The sequence below is a fragment of the Streptomyces sp. NPDC029674 genome (genome assembly GCF_044903205.1).
In the GTDB taxonomy this organism is placed as follows: domain Bacteria; phylum Actinomycetota; class Actinomycetes; order Streptomycetales; family Streptomycetaceae; genus Streptomyces.
This window is the reverse complement of record NZ_JBJDPY010000004.1, coordinates 436,123-454,774: the sequence shown is the minus strand read 5'-3', so window position 1 is coordinate 454,774 and position 18,652 is coordinate 436,123. Positions and strand designations below refer to the sequence as shown.

17 protein-coding genes are annotated in these 18,652 nt (G+C 69.8%); 4 read left to right on the top strand and 13 right to left on the bottom strand.

Translation table 11 applies throughout. The features are described from left to right. Positions 1-219: 219 nt before the first annotated feature. The 6 genes from ACI2L3_RS12630 to ACI2L3_RS12605 form a co-directional block, all read right to left on the bottom strand. Positions 220-732 (bottom strand): DUF6069 family protein, encoded by a 513-nt coding sequence (locus tag ACI2L3_RS12630; RefSeq protein WP_404752327.1) that lies wholly within the window; start codon positions 730-732, stop codon positions 220-222. Between the two features lie 150 nt (positions 733-882). Beyond that, entirely contained in the window at positions 883-1,281 is a 399-nt protein-coding gene (locus ACI2L3_RS12625; RefSeq protein WP_404752326.1) for a DUF2267 domain-containing protein, read from the bottom strand. Positions 1,282-1,353: 72 nt separating this feature from the next. Continuing rightward, positions 1,354-2,448 carry a glutamate--cysteine ligase gene (locus ACI2L3_RS12620; protein ID WP_404752325.1) on the bottom strand — a complete coding sequence of 365 codons (1,095 nt, stop codon included), beginning with the start codon at positions 2,446-2,448 and terminating at the stop codon, positions 1,354-1,356. A gap of 132 nt (positions 2,449-2,580) precedes the next feature. Beyond that, on the bottom strand, positions 2,581-3,756 hold the full coding sequence (locus ACI2L3_RS12615) for a zinc-dependent alcohol dehydrogenase (protein WP_404752324.1): 1,176 nt from the start codon (positions 3,754-3,756) through the stop codon (positions 2,581-2,583). Beyond that, positions 3,753-4,220: a hypothetical protein gene (locus ACI2L3_RS12610; RefSeq protein WP_404752323.1), complete on the bottom strand. Its 468-nt coding sequence runs from the start codon at positions 4,218-4,220 to the stop codon at positions 3,753-3,755. Before ACI2L3_RS12610 ends, ACI2L3_RS12615 begins: the two co-directional genes overlap by 4 nt. 5 nt (positions 4,221-4,225) lie before the next feature. Beyond that, the gene (locus ACI2L3_RS12605; protein ID WP_404752322.1) at positions 4,226-4,672 is read right to left on the bottom strand and encodes a DUF4383 domain-containing protein; all 447 of its coding nucleotides are present in this window, start codon (positions 4,670-4,672) and stop codon (positions 4,226-4,228) included. 267 nt (positions 4,673-4,939) lie between these two features. Between ACI2L3_RS12605 and ctaD the strand changes: the two genes are divergently transcribed. Next, on the top strand, positions 4,940-6,652 hold the full coding sequence (ctaD, locus tag ACI2L3_RS12600) for a cytochrome c oxidase subunit I (RefSeq protein WP_404752321.1): 1,713 nt from the start codon (positions 4,940-4,942) through the stop codon (positions 6,650-6,652). A 101-nt stretch (positions 6,653-6,753) separates the two neighbouring features. On the opposite strand, the gene ACI2L3_RS12595 is transcribed toward ctaD, so the two are convergent. From ACI2L3_RS12595 to ACI2L3_RS12575, 5 genes are all read right to left on the bottom strand, one after another. After that, positions 6,754-7,350, bottom strand: a complete 597-nt coding sequence (locus tag ACI2L3_RS12595; RefSeq protein WP_404752320.1) for a hemerythrin domain-containing protein — start codon at positions 7,348-7,350, stop codon at positions 6,754-6,756. Positions 7,351-7,357: 7 nt separating this feature from the next. Then, a complete protein-coding gene (locus ACI2L3_RS12590) occupies positions 7,358-8,557 on the bottom strand; it encodes a hypothetical protein (RefSeq protein ID WP_404752319.1) in 1,200 nt (399 codons plus the stop codon). A 135-nt stretch (positions 8,558-8,692) separates the two neighbouring features. Beyond that, positions 8,693-9,928, bottom strand: coding sequence for a cytochrome P450 (locus ACI2L3_RS12585; protein ID WP_404752318.1), 1,236 nt, complete (start codon positions 9,926-9,928; stop codon positions 8,693-8,695). 95 nt (positions 9,929-10,023) lie between these two features. Continuing rightward, the gene (locus ACI2L3_RS12580; RefSeq protein WP_404752317.1) at positions 10,024-10,842 is read right to left on the bottom strand and encodes an SDR family NAD(P)-dependent oxidoreductase; all 819 of its coding nucleotides are present in this window, start codon (positions 10,840-10,842) and stop codon (positions 10,024-10,026) included. Between the two features lie 243 nt (positions 10,843-11,085). After that, positions 11,086-12,024 carry a GlxA family transcriptional regulator gene (locus tag ACI2L3_RS12575; protein WP_404752316.1) on the bottom strand — a complete coding sequence of 313 codons (939 nt, stop codon included), beginning with the start codon at positions 12,022-12,024 and terminating at the stop codon, positions 11,086-11,088. Between the two features lie 201 nt (positions 12,025-12,225). On the opposite strand from ACI2L3_RS12575, the gene ACI2L3_RS12570 reads away from it, so the two are divergent. Together ACI2L3_RS12570 and ACI2L3_RS12565 are read left to right on the top strand one after the other, a co-directional pair. Continuing rightward, positions 12,226-12,912, top strand: coding sequence for a DJ-1/PfpI family protein (locus tag ACI2L3_RS12570; RefSeq protein WP_404752315.1), 687 nt, complete (start codon positions 12,226-12,228; stop codon positions 12,910-12,912). Positions 12,913-13,006: 94 nt separating this feature from the next. After that, positions 13,007-13,447, top strand: a complete 441-nt coding sequence (locus ACI2L3_RS12565) for a DUF6010 family protein (protein ID WP_404752314.1) — start codon at positions 13,007-13,009, stop codon at positions 13,445-13,447. 40 nt (positions 13,448-13,487) lie between these two features. Here the strand turns inward: ACI2L3_RS12565 and ACI2L3_RS12560 are convergent, their stop codons facing one another. After that, positions 13,488-13,802 (bottom strand): DUF1330 domain-containing protein, encoded by a 315-nt coding sequence (locus tag ACI2L3_RS12560; RefSeq protein WP_404752313.1) that lies wholly within the window; start codon positions 13,800-13,802, stop codon positions 13,488-13,490. A 187-nt stretch (positions 13,803-13,989) separates the two neighbouring features. Between ACI2L3_RS12560 and ACI2L3_RS12555 the strand changes: the two genes are divergently transcribed. Continuing rightward, positions 13,990-14,892: a LysR family transcriptional regulator gene (locus ACI2L3_RS12555; RefSeq protein ID WP_404752312.1), complete on the top strand. Its 903-nt coding sequence runs from the start codon at positions 13,990-13,992 to the stop codon at positions 14,890-14,892. A gap of 30 nt (positions 14,893-14,922) precedes the next feature. On the opposite strand, the gene fxsT is transcribed toward ACI2L3_RS12555, so the two are convergent. After that, positions 14,923-18,633 carry an FxSxx-COOH system tetratricopeptide repeat protein gene (fxsT, locus tag ACI2L3_RS12550; protein WP_404752311.1) on the bottom strand — a complete coding sequence of 1,237 codons (3,711 nt, stop codon included), beginning with the start codon at positions 18,631-18,633 and terminating at the stop codon, positions 14,923-14,925. Positions 18,634-18,652 lie beyond the last annotated feature (19 nt).

Here is an 18,652-nt window from a genome sequence, read left to right as displayed (position 1 = left end):
GGGGAAGCGTACGCAAGCTGATCGCGACCAGCACCCCTCGCGCACGAGGCCGGACCGCACGAGGCCGGACCGCGCGATGTCCGGCGTCCCGCTGCTCAGCACCGAGTGTCAGTGGCGTCGACGGGGACGTACTCAAACGCGAGCCCTTCGTAAGTCAGACCCCGCCCGCCGCACGAGAGCAGCTGCACGGCGAACTCACCGCCGCGGCCGAGACGGCGCTCACCAACGGCCCTCGCGCGCAGGCATGACGCTTCCGGAGGTGGCCGACAGCAACCCGGTGATGGTGGCGCCGATGGTGAGGAAGACGGCGGCGCTGGCGATCTTGGCCGCGGTGCCGAGGTCGGTGGTGAAGGGCAGCAGCATCATGACGACCGTCACCAGCCCGGCGATCCAGGTGAAGAAGAGACGTGGTTGCGCGGTCGTCGTGAGCAGCAGGTGGAGCAGTCCGGTGGCGACGAAGGCCGCGGCGACGGCCATCGCGGCGAGGTAGCCGGTGGTGGCGTCGCCCCAGACGCCGGCACGGTGCGGGGCGAACACCGCTACGTCCAGCACCGCACGTATGAACAATGTCGCGACCACCGCGGCCAGAGCGGCGACGACGGCCGTGGCGGCGCCGGTCGCCCACAGGCGTCCCGCCGCGATCCCCGGCGACGGGCGGGTGTCCGGCTGTGGGTATCGGCGGTCGCCGGGGTCATGAGCCTGGTAGTCACCGTACGGAGAAGGGCTTGCCACAGGATCACCTCATTTGATGCGGCGGGCCGCGCCGCGGCGGACAGCCACGCTTGCGCCTTCGCCGTCCGGGTGCCCCCGACCTCCGGTCCGACGCATCGACGCCGGCAGGGAAGTCGTGCCTGGAGTCCCACAGGGCGCTCTGAGGAGCCCTCAGCTCGCCGCCGGCCGGCCGAACAACAGGTCATACCCGGGCGGAAGTTGGAGCAGTATCCGGTCGAGGAGGCTGCCTGCTTGGGTGACATCGGCGACGACGCTCAGTACGGCACTGACGTCCCACATCGCGGTCTTCTCGGTCGCGCCCTCGATCCAGGCGGCGGTCGCCCGGACGAACCTCTCCGGTGACATCGGCTCGTACGCCTGGAGAGGGTTGAGCAGCACCAGCGCGCACGTCTCCGGTAGCCGGTCGGCGAGCTCCGCCCGGACCTCGCCGACCAGATGTGCGCCGAGCAGAGCGAGCACGGCACGGGTCGCCCGCTCCGCCTCGTCCTGCGTGGAGTACTCGCCACGCTCCTGGACGGCAGCCAGGAACGCGTCCCATCGCATACGCATTGCCCCTCCTGAATGGTTTCTTCCTGGAGTGCCCGGAGAGCGGCACGCCCCATGACGTTGGGCATCGGTCGTTCAGGGTGCCGCGGTCTCGCCGGTGATCAGGGCGGTGACCGCGGCCATGCCCCCTTCCGCGAACGCGTGGCGCTGCCGGTCCGCCGGTGTGCCTTCCCGCAGGAGGCGGTGGACCAGTGACGTGACCTGGCGCAGGTCGCCCGTCGCGTCGAGCGCGGGCTCGATGTGGTCCATGAGGCGGGCCACCGCGTCGCCTGCGCTCAGCCGGCCCTCGGCCGGGTCCAGCAGGAAGCCGCTCAGGCCGTGCCGGGCCGCCTGCCAGTGGGAGGCCTGCAGCAGCTCGGGCAGGCAGTCGGGCTCCTCGACGCCGTTCTTGATGTCGGTGACGGCCGTAGTGACCAGGCCGCGGACGATCCCGGTGAGCATGACTGCCTCGTCGACGCGCAGTTGCACGTCCAGGCACCGCACCTCGACGGTCGGGTAGCGGCCGGAGGGGCGGGCCTGCCAGTACAGCTGGCCGATGTCCTGGATCACGCCGGAGGAGAGCAGTCTCTGCACGCGGTCCTCGAAATCGGCCAGGTCGGCGAAGCGCGGCGGCGGTCCGCTGACGGGCCAGCGCCCGAAGACGACGGTTCGCCAGCTGGCGAACCCGGTGTCGTGCCCGTCCCACAGCGGCGAGTTCGCCGACATGGCGCTGAGTACAGGCAGCCACATCCGGATGCGGTTCAGCACCGCCACGCCCACCTCGGGCGTGGGCACGGCCACGTGGACGTGCATTCCGTTGATGAGCTGCTCCTCCACCAGCTGTGGGGCCTGGGCGTGGATGGCGCGGTAGCGGGCCTCGTCGGTGACGGGCACCGGTGCGAGGGCCCGGCGGGGTGCTGCCGCGCAGGCCGCGATGCGGCAGCCCGCGGATTCGGCGGCAGCCGCGAGCGCCAGACGCAGCCGCAGCAGATGGCCGCTGACCTCCTTCAGCTCCGTGCACACCGGGGTGGCGACCTCCACCTGCGCCTGTAGGAGTTCGGATTGCATCTCCCGCTCCTCGGCGAAGGGCCCGAGCCCGGCGGCGGCACGTACCTCCTCCGCGCGCGGCACCGGCAGCCCGGTCACCGGATCAAGCAGCAGGTACTCCTCTTCGACACCGACTGTGAGCATGCGGCGGAAACCTTTCGTGCCTCCGCACTGATCTGTCGAAGGCTGCGCGAGGGACAGGGGAGCCGAGGGGCCCCGGTATCGGCGTCACGTTCCCCCGGCGGCCCGGTTTACGCCGGGCCGCCTTTCAGCTGGTCATCCATCCGGACGGATGACCGCGCGGACGCAGCCGTCGGTCTTGTGCTTGAACATGTCATAGGCGGTGGGGGCCCGGTCCAGCGGGAGGGTGTGGGTCGCCAGGTGGGAGGTGCTCAGTTCACCGGCCGCCAGGCGGTCGAGGAGCATCGGGATGTAGCGCTGGCCGTGCTGCTGGGCACCCCGCACGGTCAGCCCCTTGTTGATCACCGCGCCCAGCGGGAACTTGTCCACCGCGCCGGCGAACACACCGAGGACGAAGACCGTGCCGCCCTTGCGGCAGGCGTGGACGGCCTGCCGGACGGCGGTGGGGCGGTCCGTCTGGAGTCGCAGCTGCTGCTTGGCCTGGTCGTAGAGGTGCACGGGGCTGTCGCTGTGCGCCTCCATGCCGACCGCTTCGATGCATACGTCCGGGCCCCGGCCGCCGGTGCGTTCGCGCAGTTCCGCCCCGACATCGGTGCTCGTGTAGTCGATGACCTCGCTGCCGATGTGCCGTTCGGTCATCGCCAGGCGCTCGGAGATTCGGTCGATGGAGATCACGCGTTCCGCGCCGAGCAGCATCGCCGCGCGGGCCGCCATCTGCCCGACGGCACCGCAGCCCCACACGGCGACGACGTCACCGGGTTTCACGCCCGCCAGGTCCGCGCCCATCCAGCCGGTGGGCACCGAGTCGGACACGAACAGCGCGCTCGTGTCGTCGACGCCCTCGGGGACGGGAAAGGCGCCGTAGTCCGCGAAGGGCACGCGCACATATTCGGCGTGGCTGCCGCGCAGACCACCCATGGCGTGCGAGTAGCCGAAGATGCCGCCGGTGTCGTCGCCGAAGAGTGCCTGACCGATGCCCGGGTTGGTGTTGGTGTTGTCGCACAGGGACCACAGGTCGTGGGCGCAGTACCAGCAGCGGCCGCAGCCGACGAACGAGCAGACCACCACCCGGTCCCCCACCGCGTGCCGGCGTACGGCGGAGCCGGCTTCGACGACCTCGCCGACGAACTCGTGCCCGATGACGTCCCCGGACCGCATGAAGGGGATGTAACCGCCGATGAGGTGCAGGTCGGAGCCGCAGGTGGTGCCCGCGATGAGCCGTACGATCACATCCTGGTCATTGCGCAGGATCGGATCGGGCACCTGCTCCACGCTCAGCTTGTTGACGCCTTCCCAGGTCAGGGCCTTCACAGCACTCCCTCCCCGCCCGCGCGCCGGCTCAGCAGCCCGATCAGCTTCCCGCCGGGCTTCTCCCGGGTGGTGGGCGGCGCGTCGGGCTGCATGACCTCGCCCGTTTCCAGCAGCGCCTTGGCCTCGCGCAGGGCCCGGCGCAGCTCCTGCCGCGGGTCGGCTCCGGCGAGGCGGGCCGGTACGGAGCGGGAGATGTCCGGCTGTGCTTCCTTCAGGCGTACGGCCAGTTCGGTGCCGCGGTCGCCGGGAGCGGGCCGGACCCGCACGTCGATCCGTTCGCCGTACTCCTGCAGGGGCGAGGGCAGCTTGTCGGGCTGGACGTCGGCCGGTTCCCGGTTGACCGTCACCGTCAGCCAGCGGTCCGCGGCGTCGGGTTCCTGTGTACGCGGCTTCAGACGCCGTGCGACGGCGGCCCCGGTGGCGATGCCCGCGGCGGCCGTCCACAGCCAGGTACGGAAGGCCATCCGGGTCACCTCCTCGCGGTGGCCCTGGCGGGCCTGCGGGTGAGCAGGGCGCCCAGCGCGATCATGCCGAGGCCGAGGACGAAGTGCAGCCAGTCGTCCGCCGTGTTGAGCGGCACGAAGTTGGCGCTGCTGTGGTGTCCGACGAGCATCCCGTACAGCCACAGCACGAGGTAGACGGCGCCTCCGGCCAGCAGGTACGTCCGTGCGGTGGCGGCGGTCCTCGCCATCGCCAGCCCAGCGACGCCGAACGCCAGATGGACGAGGTTGTGCAGGACGGAGATCTGGAAGATCCCCAGCAGCTCGGCGCCGGAGTCATGGGACGCGAACTTCATGGAGTCGTAGTCCGTGGTGACGCCGGGGATGAATCCCAGTATCCCGACCAGCAGGAATACCAGGCCGACCAGCCCCGCCGCCTGCTGGACGGGCGTTCGGGCGCCTCTCGTCCCACGCATACGTGTGCTCATGGTGGTCGCCTTCTCGTCAGGGCGCGTCCTGTACACGCCGTCGCGCCGCCGAGTACCCGCGCTGCCCGTCCCACTATCTCCGACACCGGCCATTTGCGCAGCGGCAAAAAAAAGGGGGAAGGGCAGTGTGGGCCGCACCGTTCTGGTGATTCGGCTTTTGTCACAGGGCTTCTCAGCGCGTCCTGCGACGTCCTGTTGTGTTTTCAGGTAGCCAGATAGCGACTCGCGGCCTTTGCCCTGTACGTAAGGAACCCGATGACTGCTCAAACGGATCCGGTCACGCTGGTGCCGACCGAAGGACGGCGTGGCAGGGGGCGAGTGATCGTCTCTTGGATCACCACGACCGATCATAAAAAGATCGGCCATCTGTACCTCATCACGTCATTCGCGTTCTTCCTGATCGGTGGGGCGCTGGCCATGGCGATCCGGGCGGAGCTGGCCCGCCCGGGAATGCAGTTGCTCTCGGCCGAGCAGTACAACCAGTCGTTCACGCTGCACGGCACGATCATGCTGCTGCTGTTCGCCACCCCGACGTTCGCGGGCTTCGCCAACGCGATCATGCCGCTGCAGATCGGTTCCCCGGACGTCGCCTTCCCCCGGCTGAACATGCTCTCCTACTGGCTGTTCCTCTTCGGCGGGCTGATCGTGCTCAGCAGCTTCCTGACGCCCCAGGGCGCCGCCGACTTCGGCTGGACCGCCTATACGCCACTCAGCGGTGGTGAGCGCACTCCGTACATCGGCGGTGACCTGTGGATCATGGGTCTGGCGCTGTCCGGGTTCGGCACGATCCTCGGCGCGGTCAACTTCATCACGACCATCATCTGCATGCGCGCGCCGGGCATGACCATGTTCCGGATGCCGATCTTCACCTGGAACGTGCTGCTCACGTCGGTCCTGGTGCTCCTCGCCTTCCCCGTCCTGGCGGCGGCGCTGCTCGTGCTCGAGGCCGACCGGCGGTTCGGCGCCCAGGTCTTCGCCCCCGAGAACGGCGGGGCCATTCTGTGGCAGCACCTGTTCTGGTTCTTCGGACACCCCGAGGTCTACATTCTCGCGCTGCCGTTCTTCGGTGTGATCACCGAGATCCTGCCGGTGTTCTCCCGCAAACCCATCTTCGGCTACATGGGGCTGATCGGCGCCACCATCGCGATCACGGGGCTTTCGGTGACCGTGTGGGCGCACCACATGTTCGCGACCGGTGCGGTGCTGCTGCCGTTCTTCGCCTTCATGACGTATCTGATCGCGGTGCCCACCGGGGTGAAGTTTTTCAATTGGATCGGCACGATGTGGAAAGGTTCGCTTTCCTTCGAGCCGCCGATGCTGTGGGCGGTCGGCTTTCTGGTGACCTTCCTGTTCGGCGGACTGACCGGGGTGATTCTCGGTTCCCCGCCGCTGGACTGGCACGTCACCGACACCTACTTCGTCGTCGCGCACTTCCACTACGTGCTCTTCGGCACCATCGTGTTCGCGATGTTCGGCGGATTCAGCTTCTGGTGGCCGAAGATGACCGGGACCATGCTCGACACCCGCCTCGAGAAAATCCACTTCTGGACGCTGTTCGTCGGCTTCCACACCACCTTCCTCGTCCAGCACTGGCTCGGCGCCGAAGGCATGCCCCGCCGCTACGCCGACTACCTGGACGCGGACGGCTTCACCGCCCTCAACACCATCTCCTCCATCGGCGCCTTCCTCCTCGGCCTGTCCACGCTGCCGTTCCTCTACAACGTCTGGAAGACCGCCAAGTACGGCAAGAAGGTCGAGGTCGACGACCCGTGGGGCTTCGGCCGCTCCCTGGAGTGGGCCACCTCCTGCCCGCCGCCCCGCCACAACTTCGTCACCCTCCCCAGGATCCGCTCCGAATCCCCCGCCTTCGACCTGCACCACCCCGAGGTCGTCCAGCTCGACCAGAAGGAGAACACGGGCCGGCGCGACGTCGTCGACGCCGACGGGCACGAGGGCGACCGGTCGTGAGAGGGAGCGCCGACCGCCGTTCGCGCATCGAGGCCCGGTAGGACGCGTACTGGCGGCCCGGCCCTCCAGGGTGCCGGGCCGCCATGGCGATGCGGTCGGTGTCAGCCGTCCTTGCCCATGGCCTTGCGGACGGCGTCCTTCGTGCGGTCCATGAGGGCGGCCACCGGCCCGAGGGCCATGTTGGCCGCGCCGGACTCCACGCCCGGGTGCGGCCGGGTGGGGGCGATGGCCTCGGCGGCCTTGACGGCCTTGGCCATGGCGGCGAGGTTCGTGACGTCGGTGCTGCGCCGGATGTGCGTGAACTCGTACCGTTCCTCGGCGCGCGCGTGCTCCTGTACGTCCTTGCGCAGCTTCAGGAGCTGGGGCATGAACTTCGGGTCGTCGGTGTCGTAGTCGTCGAGCGCGGCGAGGGTCTCCTTGGCCGCCTTCTCCTCGGCGAGCCGGTCCTCCACGACCTGCTTGCCGCCCGTGAGGCCGCGCCGGGCGAAGGGGTGGACGACTTCCTCCTCCGCCGTCTCGTGCACGGCCAGCAGCCGCACCAGACGGCGGAACGCGTCGCGGCGCTCCTCCCCCTCCGAGGCCTCGACCTCGTCGAAGAGGTTGCGGATGTCGCCGTGCTGACGCATCAGCAGGGAGACGACGTCGATGTCCTCGGACCGGTCGTCACCGGCCTGGGGTGTGGTGTGGCGAGTGGACATGTCCGCCTCACTTCTCACGCTGGGAGGGGTCGGGGTGCTCGCCCTCGGTCTGCAGGCGGTACTCGCGCCCGAACATCTCGCCGTGTTCGACCATCACGCGGTCGCTCGGGGGCGCCTCTCCGCCGTGGATCCGCTCCTGCATCTTCTCGAACCGCTCATGGGCCTCGCGGACGTAGCCGGCGCCCAGCGTGGTCAGGTCCATCTGGGTGTCGAGCAGCTCACGCACGTAGGCCTTGTTCGGCTCGAAGGTCAGCACGTTCGGCAGCTCGGGTGCCAGCACCTCCTGCGGCTCACGCCCGTCGTGGCGGCGCATCAGGTCGCAGGCGATGTGCAGGTGCTCCAGCTCCATGTTCAGGTGCAGCTCCCAGATCGCCTTGACCCTGGGGTCGCTCTCCTGCTCCATGAAGGAGTAGTACAGATAGCACTCGTTGTACTCGTGATTGACCAGCTGCTCCCACCAGGTCTCGCCGGGATCGACGAGCGACTCGTAGTGGGTGACGTGCTCCTCCTCGATGAGCCCGATCTCCTGGTACAGCTGGCGGGCGATCGGCTCCATGTAGGTGGGGCCGGTGTTCATGTAGAAGTTCATGGTCTGCTGCTCGGCCGACATGATCGTCAGCGCGTGCAGCTTGGACAGCGGGTTCGTGGCGGCCTTGTCGTAGGGATCGCGCACGTTGTCCACCGGGTCGCGGTGGTGGAACCGGGTGGGCCGGCCCGGCATGACCTCGGTGAGCCCCTCGACGATCGACTCCGCCTTGCGGTGCTCGATCATCTCGTACAGGTTCGCGTACCGGTACAGGTGGTCGAAGTCCTCCAGGACGCCGAACTGGTACGCCTGCTTCAGGTACGGGTCCGGCTCCATCCGCGCCACCCAGGCCGTCAGGTCCACCGCCACCTGCTCGTACGCGATGGTCGTCTCCAGCACCGACGACACTCCCGGCAGCAGCCAGTTGACGACCTTCTGCTGCTGCGCCTCGATGTAGCGGGTGCCGGCGAGCGTCCGCTTCACGTCCGGGTCCGTGGTGTGGCGCGCCAGCTGGTGGCTGAACATGATCGCCTCGACCTCGATGCCGTTCATCGCGATGATGCGACAACGGGTGTACGGGTCGCAGTGGTCCGGGTCGATGGGGGCCACGTCGAGCTCCCGCCAGCTCCGGAGTTGACGGTCCAGCGGGATGCCCCGCTGTTCGAGCGGATTGAACGTCATGCGAGGTGCCTCCTCCAGCACGACAGTGTGTGGGGCCACCCAGTACCCCGTCTTCGACGACGAGCACTGCCCCGCTCACGCGTCTGTCCACAATGGGCGACTCTCGGCCACCGCTGACGCGTTGAGCGCGAGCCACTACGGAAGTGTTCGGATGAGCACTCCGCTGCGCGGTCGAGTGGGGATGCGGTTCAGGGGGATGGCCAGGTCCTGCGGCGGGATCCGGTACTCCAGGGCTGCCAGGCGCCGAGCGAGCATTTCCAGGACGCCCACGGCCATGACCTCGCCGGGACAGCGGTGGCCCGTCCGCGGGTCCGCGCCGCCCTGAGGGATCAGCTCGTCGCGGCCTGGCGGGTGGTCGAGGAAGCGTTCGGGGCGGAAGGCGTACGAATCCTTGAACAACCGCTCGTCGTGGTTCTGCCCGTAGATGTCCAGCAGGACGAGGCCGCCGGCCGGCACTCGGTGGCCGTGCCAGGTCAGCTCGGTGACGGCCCGGCCGCCGAGGAACGGGGCGAAGGGGTAGAACCGGCGGACCTCGTGGGCGAACGCCGTGGCGAACACGGCTCCGTCCGACCGGAGCCGCTCCCTGTGTTCGGGCCAACGGTGCAGGGCATGCGCGGCGAAGGCCACGAACCAGCTCAGCGCGGCGGTCGGCCGGATGACGTTGAGCAGTTCCACCGCCGCGATCCGGGGTGTCAGCTCGGTACCGGAGGCGTCGCGGTGTCCGCGGACGCGGTCCAGCACGGAACCGGCGGGGGCGGCCTGGGCCGTGTCGGCCCTCATTTCGGTGACGAGGGCGGCGAACCGCTGCTCCTGCCGGGTACGGGCCCGCCTGGCCCTCCAATGCCGGGGACCCGCCGTGGCGAAACCGTCCACCATGGCCAGCAGGTCCCGGGCCAGCGACTGCTCCTCGTCCTCGGCGAGGGGAACCCCGGCCCACCGGCAGACGCCGCGCGTGATCACGCGGCCCACCTCGTCGAACAGCACCACCTCCGGCTGTGCTCGCCAGCGCGGTACGGCCTCGTCCCAGGCGTCGGCGATATGCCCGGCCGCGGCCGTCACCACGTCGGTCTCCAGCAGCGGCAGGAAGAGCGACTTGCGCTGCCGGTGGTCGTCGCCGTCGAGGGTGTGGACGGCGCCGTGGCCGAAGAGGGTGCTGAGGACCGGGCCGGGGAGCGCCCCGTGGCGCCGGACGTGTTCCTCGTCGTAGAAGAAGCGGACCGCGTCCGGGCCCCGCACGGCCAGGGCCGGGTGGCCGAGGACGCGGAGGCTCAGCGCCGTGTCGTCCTGGGCGCGCATCAGGTCGGGCAGCCAGGCGTAGCCCTCCGTCGCAAGGGCCAAGGACTCGGGAACCAGCAGTCGGCGAGAACTCATGCGGGAACTCATGCGTGAACTCATGCACTGCGGAGTGCCCCTGGCGGTCTGCGCGACACCGGCGCAATCCGGCAATCGCAAGACCGTCTCCCGTGTCACTCCTGCCGCTTGGAGCCCTCTTCGGCGCCCGTCCCAGTGCCCGGTTCCGCCATTCGCCGGTGGGCCGCCGCCTTCACCCCGTCGGGCAGCACCTTCCCGGCCAGGCCCTGCGCCTTGGCCTTCAGCGACCCGGTCACGGCCTTCTTCTCGCCCTTCACGATCGCTGCGAACGCCCGCTCGGCCACCTGTGCGGGATCGTCCTTCTTCATGGTGCCGATCCGGGTGTCGTCCGCCATGCCCGCCCGGTCGAAGAATTCCGTGTCCGTGGGGCCCGGCATGAACGAGGTGACGGTCACCCCGGTGTCCTTCACCTCCTCCGCCAGTGCCTGGGCGAAGGACTGCACGAACGACTTGGACACGTTGTACACGGGCTGGAAGGAACCGGGCATCGTCGCGGCGACGGACGAGGTGAAAGCGATCCGGCCCGCGCCGCGCGCCACCATGGCCCGCAGCAGCGGCTTGGCCAGCCGCACGGTCGCGGTGACGTTGAGGTCGATGACCTCCTGATCGTCGGCGAGGTCGGTGTCCACGAAGGCGCCGCCCAGGCCCACCCCGGCGTTGAGGACGGCGACGTCGACCGTCACGCCGTCGAGCGCGTCCAGGAGCCGGAACCGTCCTTCGGGCGTCCGGAGATCGGCACGTACAGCGCGTACCTCCGCACCCGACTCCCGCAGGACCCGCGCGGCGGACTCCAGCGATTCGTCCTCGGCGTTCACCAAGAGGTCGTAACCGTGGAGCGCGAACTGCCGGGCCAGCTCGTGGCCGATTCCGCTGGACGCGCCGGTGATCAGGGCGAGTGGCCGTGTGTCAGTCATGCCTTATGAGTAACCGCCGCGGGCTGTGCCATACCTCGGGCAAAAGGGTCAACGCGGACAGCGGGTTCCGATCCGTGGACTGAGGAGCCCTGGCCCGAGGGATACGACCTCGCAGCTTGGGTTACGGCAGGTGGAGCTTTGCGGTCGGCGGCCGACCTGGGGGCAGATCGACCACGACCGCAACTGCTGTACGTACCGAAGGTGGACGCCTCCGCTGAGCGGTCCGCCGGTACAGACAGGCGGTCAGCTGAACGTGCGCCGGTAGGTCTGCGGGCTGACGCCGGTGGTGCGTTTGAAGCGGTCACGGAAGGTGGTGGGTGAGCCGAAGCCGACCTGGCCGCCGATGCGTTCCACGGAGTGCTCCGTGGTTTCCAGCAAGTGCTGTGCCTGGCGGATGCGGGCCCGGTGGAGCCACTGGAGCGGGGTGGTGCCGGTCTGGTCGCGGAAGCGTCGGATCAGGGTTCGGGTGCTGGTCCCGGCCCGCTCGGCGATGTCGGCGAGGGTGAGGTCGCGGGCCAGGTTTTCCTGGAGCCAGGTGAGCAGCGCCTCGAGTTCGGAGCCCTGCGGTGTGGGTGCGTGGTCGTGGACGATGAACTGCGCCTGTCCGCCCTCCCGTTCGAGAGGCATCACCGACAGGCGTGCGGCATCGGCGGCGACGGCCGAGCCGTAGTCACGGCGGACCATGTGCAGGCACAGGTCCAGGCCCGCCGCAGCGCCGGCCGAGGTGAGCAACTGGCCGTTGTCGACGTAGAGGACGTCCGGGTCGACGTCGATGTCCGGGTGGGCGGCGGCCAGAAGCCCGGCCGCGCGCCAGTGGGTCGTGGCGCGCAGCCCGTCGAGGAGCCCGGTGGCAGCCAGGGGGAAGGTGCCCACGCAGATGGAGGCGATCCGGGTGCCGTCGGCAGCCGCCGACCGCAGCGCGTCGTGCACGGCGGGAGGGAGCGAGGCAGCCGGATCGGTGACGCCCGGCACGATGATCGTGTCCGCGCCCCGAAGGCCGTCCAGACCCCAGGGGGCACGCAGGGTGAAGGCTCCGGCGTCGACCTCGTCGCGCTCGGCGCACACCCGGACCTGGTAGCCGGGCCGCCCGTCGGGCAGGCGGGTCCGGGAGAAGACCTCGATCGGGGTGGCCAGGTCGAACGGAATCACCTGATCCAACGCGAGCACGGCAACCGTATGCATGGCCAGAACCTACCTTCCCATCGGCTCACCGGACCTTGGCCGCCCTTCCGGAATCTCCATGTCATCGCAGCCCACTCCCTTCGAGAAGGCGTTGGCGATATCCCGTTGAAACCTGTCACTAGTGCCACTGGGCGAGCACCCGGGAAGCCGGTTGACTTCGGAGCGTCCCGACGGAAGTCGACACCAAAGGAACGAACATCCATGCACATCCAGATCGTCCTGTTCGACGGCTTCGACCCGCTCGATGCCATCGCCCCCTACGAGGTGCTGTACGCCGGCGGCTCGGCATCGGACGGCGCCGTGACCGTCGAGCTGGTCACCGCGGAGGGTCCTCGTGAGGTCGTCAGCGGCACCGGAGGACTGACGCTGCGCGCCGCCGGCGCCGTCGACCTGGAGCGCGCCGACGTGCTTCTGGTGCCCGGTGCCTCCGGCCGCGTGGGCGAACCCGGCGAGGCCCCCGAAGAAGTGGCGGGCGTCGGCGAGTGGAGGAGAGACGAGTTCATCACGGTGCTGCTGGGCCGCACGCTGACCACCGAACTCCCCGCGCTCCTCAAACAGGCGATGGACGACCCGGACATCATCGCCACCGTCTGCGGCGGCTCACTCGTCCTGGCCATGGCCGGCCTGCTGGAGGGCCGTCACGCCACCACCCACCACCTGGGCCTCGACACGCTGAACGCCACCGGCGCCCACGCGGTCCGCGCCCGCATCGTGGACGACGGCGACCTGATCACCGGCGCCGGCGTGACTTCCGGCCTCGACCTGGGCCTGTACCTGCTGGAGCGCGAGGTGGGACCCCGCGTCGCGCACGCCGTCGAAGAGCTCTTCTCCCACGAGCGGCGCGGCACCGTCTGGCGCGCGCAGGGCCCGACGCCCACCGCCTTCTGAGCACCGGCCCTTCGCGGATCAGTCGCTCACCCGTCTCATCCTTGATGGGCCCCGCCCACGGCTGGGCCTACCTGGAGGAAGAAGTCATCCCCTCATGCACCTTGTGTCACCGGTGATCGTCGGCATCATCTACTGCCTGCTGATGTCCCTGATCAAAGAACCGCACCGACGCCGCTTCAACGCGGTCATGGTGGGCGGAGCCGGCGCCGCCTATCTGAGCGGGGGCGGCTTCGGCCTGTGGGAGCTCCCGTTCGTGGCGCTCCTGGCCTACGTCGCCTACCGCGGCCTGGACTCCTGGGCCTTCATCGGCATCGGCTGGCTGCTCCACACGGCCTGGGACATGGTCCACCACCTCAAGGGCAATCCGATCCTGCCCTTCTACCACGACTCATCCCTGGCATGCGCCATCTGTGATCCGGTCATCGCCCTGTGGTGCTTCCGTGGCGGACCTTCCCTGATCGCGCTGGCCCGCCGCGGGTTCAGGCCCGGTCGGGCGGCAGACCACGCGCACGAGCACGCCTCTGCCCCCTCCTGACCAGACCGCACCCGTGCTCAGCGATGGCTGGGCCCCCCGGTCAGTCGATGCCGTCGATGCCGTCGATGATGCGGAAGTCGCGCTCGACGCCGTCGGGGAGGGCCACCAGCGCCTTCTGGTATGCCTCGCTCTCGTATGCCGCGACAGCCTGTTCAAAGCTGTCGAACTCGATCAGAACGACGCGTTGGGTGGTTCCGGCCTCGTGGGCGACGACTCGACCGCCGTGGGACGGAATCCGGGACAGCACGCGCCCGCCCCCAGCCTGGACGGCCGGACCGGCCAGCTTGTCGTAGGCGGCCAGCATCTCGGGGTCGGAAATGGCGGGGTAGACACTGACCCAGTAGCCCTTAGCCATGGAAACCTCCTGTGTTGGGCCGGACACGTCCGACTTCGAATCGACACTCGGATCGATCGATCCCGGCGACGGGTACGGCGGTCACTCGGCTCGTCATATGCGCAGGTTAGGGCTTGACGTGGGGGCGGGGGAAAGATCAATACGGGATAGGCTCAGAACGGATCGTTATCAATCGGCAGGGGGGCACGTGGCGCCGGATACGGTGAGCCTTCGGTACTTCCTGGTGCTGGCGCAGGAGTTGAACTTCACCCGCGCGGCCGCACGTATCGGTATCGCACAGCCCGCACTCAGCGCCCGGATGCGCCGCCTGGAGGCGGAACTCGGCACGGCCCTGCTGGTCCGCAACACGCGTAGCGTCGAACTGACCACGGCCGGTGCGGCTTTGGTGGAGTCCGCGCCGCCCGCGCTGGCGGCGCTGGACCGGGCGTGGGACACCGCCCGGAGCGCGGCGGCCGGTGAACTGGGCACGCTGCGCATCGGATACAGCCTCAGCGCCGGGGCCGAGACGACACCGGCCCTGGTGGACAGGCTGATGCGCGGCACCAGCGGGCTCGAGGTCGGCGCAGTCCCGATGGCGACACCGGAGATCTCCCCCGCGGTCGCCGACGGCCGCATCGATGCCGGGATCACCCGCGGTGAACAGCCGGGCCGCGGCGTGCGCCGGTTCCTGCTGCGGCGTATGCGCGTCGGGGTCCAGCTGGCGCAGCACCATCCGCTGGCCGAACACCCGGAGATCGAGATCGCCGACGCGGCCGCGTATCCGCTGCGACTCCCGGACCGTGCGGCCAACCCCGTGGTCCACGACCAGTTGTCCGCACTGTTCCGAGGCACCCGGCCACACCCCCGATTCCACACGCCCGCGGTCTCTTTCGACATGTCTCAGCGCGACCTGCACGACGGGGTCACCCTCGCCCCGGCCGGAGAAGCCGCCGCCACGGCACAACCGGCCGGTCTCACCTGGCGACCGCTGCGGGGCGCGCCCAGCCTGACGATCCACCTGGTCCTCCCACGCGAGCAGTCGCCGCTGCACCGCCGCGTCCGTGCAGTCGCCAAATCCCTGGCGCACGAGCTGCACTGGCTGCCGGACTGACGCGCGGCGGCGTCTTCGCCCACCCCGAGATCACGCCGGCAGCGGGTCGAAGGTCCAGACGGGACGGCTGCGGGTGTGGGCAGCTGCGGTGAGGCGGTGCTGCTCGCCGAGGGTCTGTGTGAGGTCTGCCAATGCGCGCGCCTGGAGCGCACTGGCCTCCTTGGCCGCACCGGTCGCATCGAGGTCCGCGGCGAGAGCCGCGTGCGCCAGCAGCGTCTGCGGATGGCGGGGCCCCAGCGTCATGGCCGTGTCCCGTGCAATGTCCCTGGCCAGCGCCAGGGACGACGCATGCCGGCCGTGGTGACCCAGGTCCGAGGCGAGGTTGTAGGCGATGCCCAGGGTCCAGGGGTGACAAGGCCCCAGGGTGGTCACGGCGGACCGCATGGCTTGTTCGCCCAGGGCCACCGCTCCCGGTACGTCGCCTCCCATGCGTACGGCCACCGCGAGGTTCGTCAACGCCCCGGCTGTGCAGGGGTGTTCGGGACCGAGCAGCGACCGGCAGCGGTGTGCCGCGTCATGGCACAGCGCCGTCCCGGCGTCGAGGTCACCGTGCGAACGCTCGGCGGCCGCAAGGCTCGTGGTGGCCCTGAGCGCGAGCGGAGTATGGGGTCCCCAGAGCTCGTCGGCGGCCTGACGCACCTCCCTGAGTCTGGTCAGGCCCTCGCCCACGGCGTCATTGCGCAGCTCACAGAGCGCCAGTTGGTGCTCAGCGCACAAGGTGGCGGGGTTGTCGGGGCCGAGCAGTTCACGGTGTCCGAGGGTGGCCTGCAGCTGGTGGGCCTGAGCGTTCTCGTAGTGGCCCAGCAGACGCAGGTCCATCGCGTGTCGTGCCTGCGCGAGCAGGCTGCCCAGGTGAGGGGGCTCGGCCAGGCTCTGGTATCCCGTGATCGCCCGGCGGTCCAGGAGCAGCGCATCGGAGTACCGTCCGAGAAGCCGCAGCGAGTCGGCCACGCCGACGACCGCCTCGAGGGTGCACGGATGGCTCGGACCGTGCAGCTCCTCGCATCCTTCGCATGCCATGCGGGCTTGCTCCAGCGCCTCCTCGTAGCGGCCGAGCCCGCGCAGATCCGCAGCCACCCCACCCGTCGTCTCGATCGGGTCTGCGTCCGCGGGGCCCTCGGCCGCCTGAAGCCTGGCCTGCTCCTGACGGTCGGCCTCCAGCGCCCGGCCGTAGTGGCCGAGCCCCCTGAGGACTTCGCCGCGACGAGCGGCCAGGACGTGCGCCTGGGGAGGGTCGCCGTCACTCAGGAGACTGGCCCAGGCGCGCTCGAGGCGTTCGAGGAGGGCCAGCGCGGATCGGGACTCGCCGCGCAGGTGCAGGTAGCGCGCGCAGTTGAGGATCAGTCCGGAATCCTCCGCGAGGGCTTCGCCCGGGGCCGCCGCAGGCTCCAGATGCGGCACGATCTGGGCGTACTGGGGCCACACACGGACGTTCTCGGGGTCGCGCGGATCCGCGGTGGCCAGAGCGTGGCGCACGCGCCGAAGGAGCGTGGAACGGTAGCCGCCGGCCATGTCGTCGCGCACCACCCGGCGCACCAGCGGGTGCATGCGCACGATGGCGCCGGGTGTCTCGAGAGGCTCTTCGCCCTCTTCGCTGGACTCCACCTCGGCCAGGGAGTGCGCCACGAGGGTGCCGACCATCTCCTGCCAGCGGAGCGAATCCAGGCACTGTCCGCGCAAGGGTTCGGGGAGGCTGAGCCGGAGCAGGCCGAGCGGGGCCCCACTGTCCCCGAACAGGACGCAGACGTGCAGGAGGTCCACCGCTTCGAAGGAGGTTGCGCGCAGCCGCCCGAGGACGGTCAGCAGGGCGCGGGAGAACGTCGTGGGGTAGTCGCCCGTGGCGCGCAGGGGCGCCCTTTCCCATGAGGTGTCACGCAGCCGGTCGAGGTATTCCGCCACGGCGATCCGGGTGTGATCGAGGTAGGCGAGCGCCTGGGCGATGGCCAGGGGATGGTCGCCGAGTTGGTCGGCCAGCCGGTCGGCTTGAAGTGGCGTCATCCGGTGGATCCTGCGGCGGATCAGCCGCAGGCTCTCCGGCCGTTCGAGGGGGAGCACCCGCATGATCTCCACCTGGTGCTCCGCCCAGTCGCTGTTCTGAGAGGTGATCAGTACGTGGCCCGGGCCGTGGGGAAGGGATCCGGCGGTGTCCGCGGGATCGTCTGCGCCGTCGAGGACCAGCAGCCAGCGACCGTAGGGGGTGCCGCGGCGCAGTGCTTTGCACACCGTGTCCACCCGGTCTCCCCGCAGGTCCGCCCCCAGCGCCGGAGCGATGTCTCCGAGCCCCTGGCGGAACTCCTCTCGCGTCCCCGCCGCGATCCACCACACCACGTCGTACTGCGCGGCGAACCGATGGGCGTACTCGGCGGCCAACTGCGTCTTGCCGATGGCCGGCATGCCGACCAGAGCCGCCGTGGCCGCGCCCGAGGGCGCGTCGTCCAGCCAATGGCGCAGCTGTGCCAGCTCGGCGTCCCTGCCGGTGAAGTGCGGATTCCGCCGAGGGACCCCACCCCACACCGGGGGCGGCTCGGCGGGGTACCGAGGAGCACTCGCACCGGTTTTGACGCCGCCCAGGCCCGGATCGATGGCCAGCCGCTGCAGAACGCGGCGCTCGTCGTCCTCCACGTCGACGCCGAGCAAGCGCGTGCTGGGCAGTACGGCGGCCAGGGCGGGGAACTCGCGTTCAGTGAGGGTGAACGCGGTGAGCCGACGCGCCTGTATCAGGGCGGCGGAGGCCTGCAAGGCCTGCGCCCAGCCGTCCTCGCCATGGCCACCGGCCAGTACGAACTCCTCACTGAGGAGCAGTACGTGAGTGCCGTCCACCACCAGCAGCGACCGTAGGGCCTCCTGCAGGCACAGCCCGGCGGGCGGATCCCAGCTCTGGATGGCGGCGTCGTGACCGATGGTCTCCAGCCGGTGCCTGATCCACACCGCCCACGGCCGGTCCGGTCCCGCGTAGCTGATGGTGAAACGGCCGCTCTCGACCCCGGAGCGGGCCTCGGCCTCCGCGGCCAGGGTCTCCTCCGCCGCCAGCATGTGGTGCTCCAGCACCTCGCACCGCCGTTCCGCCTCGATGGCCTGGCGTTGTGCTTGATCCAGGGCCTGTCGCAGCTGCGCGATCTCGCCCAGGAGATGCTCACGCTCGTCCAGCAACTGGTGGTGCGCGGCGTGCAGGGACTCCAACTCCCGCCTGCCTTCGCTCTGCTGGAGGGTGAACGTCAGCTGCATCCGCTGCGTCTCGGCGTCCAGCTCGACGATGCGGCGCTTCTTGTCCAGCAGGACGTCCGACAGCGCTTCGACGTTGGCCTCGGCCGACTGAAGCTTCCGGTCGGCGTCGGCCAGCTGATCCTTGAGGACCTGTAACTCGTATCCCATCTTGCTCGTGGCCTTCAGCGCGGTTCGCTGCAGGACCCTCACCCGGTCGGTGACCTGGACGGAGAGGGATCGTCGCAGGGCCTGGGCGGCATCGGTCAGCAGCTGTTCGACGAACTCCGCCGGAGCGACCACCGTGCCGTTGAGATAGCGCGAGACCGTGCCGGGGTCGTAGTGCGCTCGTACCGCGTAGCGGCGCACCGAGATCCGCAGACCGATGAAGACGCTGCGCAGCGCTTCCGCCAACTCGCGGCACTCGGGCCCCACATGAGGCGGAATCGGTTTCAGGACGCTCCCGCCGTCCTCCTGCCACAACGCCGGCGCGAGCTCGTCGCCTGCCGCGTTCTCGGGCTGCTCCGCCAGTTCGTCCACGTCCCGCCCCCGTCGGACT

Coding starts and splice junctions, on each gene's coding strand:
- ACI2L3_RS12625 (WP_404752326.1), bottom strand. CDS start 1,281: ATGCGTATGCGATGGGACGCGTTCCTGGCTGCCGTCCAGGAGCGTGGC.
- ACI2L3_RS12620 (WP_404752325.1), bottom strand. CDS start 2,448: ATGCTCACAGTCGGTGTCGAAGAGGAGTACCTGCTGCTTGATCCGGTG.
- ACI2L3_RS12610 (WP_404752323.1), bottom strand. CDS start 4,220: ATGGCCTTCCGTACCTGGCTGTGGACGGCCGCCGCGGGCATCGCCACC.
- ACI2L3_RS12605 (WP_404752322.1), bottom strand. CDS start 4,672: ATGCGTGGGACGAGAGGCGCCCGAACGCCCGTCCAGCAGGCGGCGGGG.
- ctaD (WP_404752321.1), top strand. CDS start 4,940: ATGACTGCTCAAACGGATCCGGTCACGCTGGTGCCGACCGAAGGACGG.
- ACI2L3_RS12595 (WP_404752320.1), bottom strand. CDS start 7,350: ATGTCCACTCGCCACACCACACCCCAGGCCGGTGACGACCGGTCCGAG.
- ACI2L3_RS12590 (WP_404752319.1), bottom strand. CDS start 8,557: ATGACGTTCAATCCGCTCGAACAGCGGGGCATCCCGCTGGACCGTCAA.
- ACI2L3_RS12585 (WP_404752318.1), bottom strand. CDS start 9,928: ATGAGTTCTCGCCGACTGCTGGTTCCCGAGTCCTTGGCCCTTGCGACG.
- ACI2L3_RS12580 (WP_404752317.1), bottom strand. CDS start 10,842: ATGACTGACACACGGCCACTCGCCCTGATCACCGGCGCGTCCAGCGGA.
- ACI2L3_RS12575 (WP_404752316.1), bottom strand. CDS start 12,024: ATGCATACGGTTGCCGTGCTCGCGTTGGATCAGGTGATTCCGTTCGAC.
- ACI2L3_RS12570 (WP_404752315.1), top strand. CDS start 12,226: ATGCACATCCAGATCGTCCTGTTCGACGGCTTCGACCCGCTCGATGCC.
- ACI2L3_RS12565 (WP_404752314.1), top strand. CDS start 13,007: ATGCACCTTGTGTCACCGGTGATCGTCGGCATCATCTACTGCCTGCTG.
- ACI2L3_RS12560 (WP_404752313.1), bottom strand. CDS start 13,802: ATGGCTAAGGGCTACTGGGTCAGTGTCTACCCCGCCATTTCCGACCCC.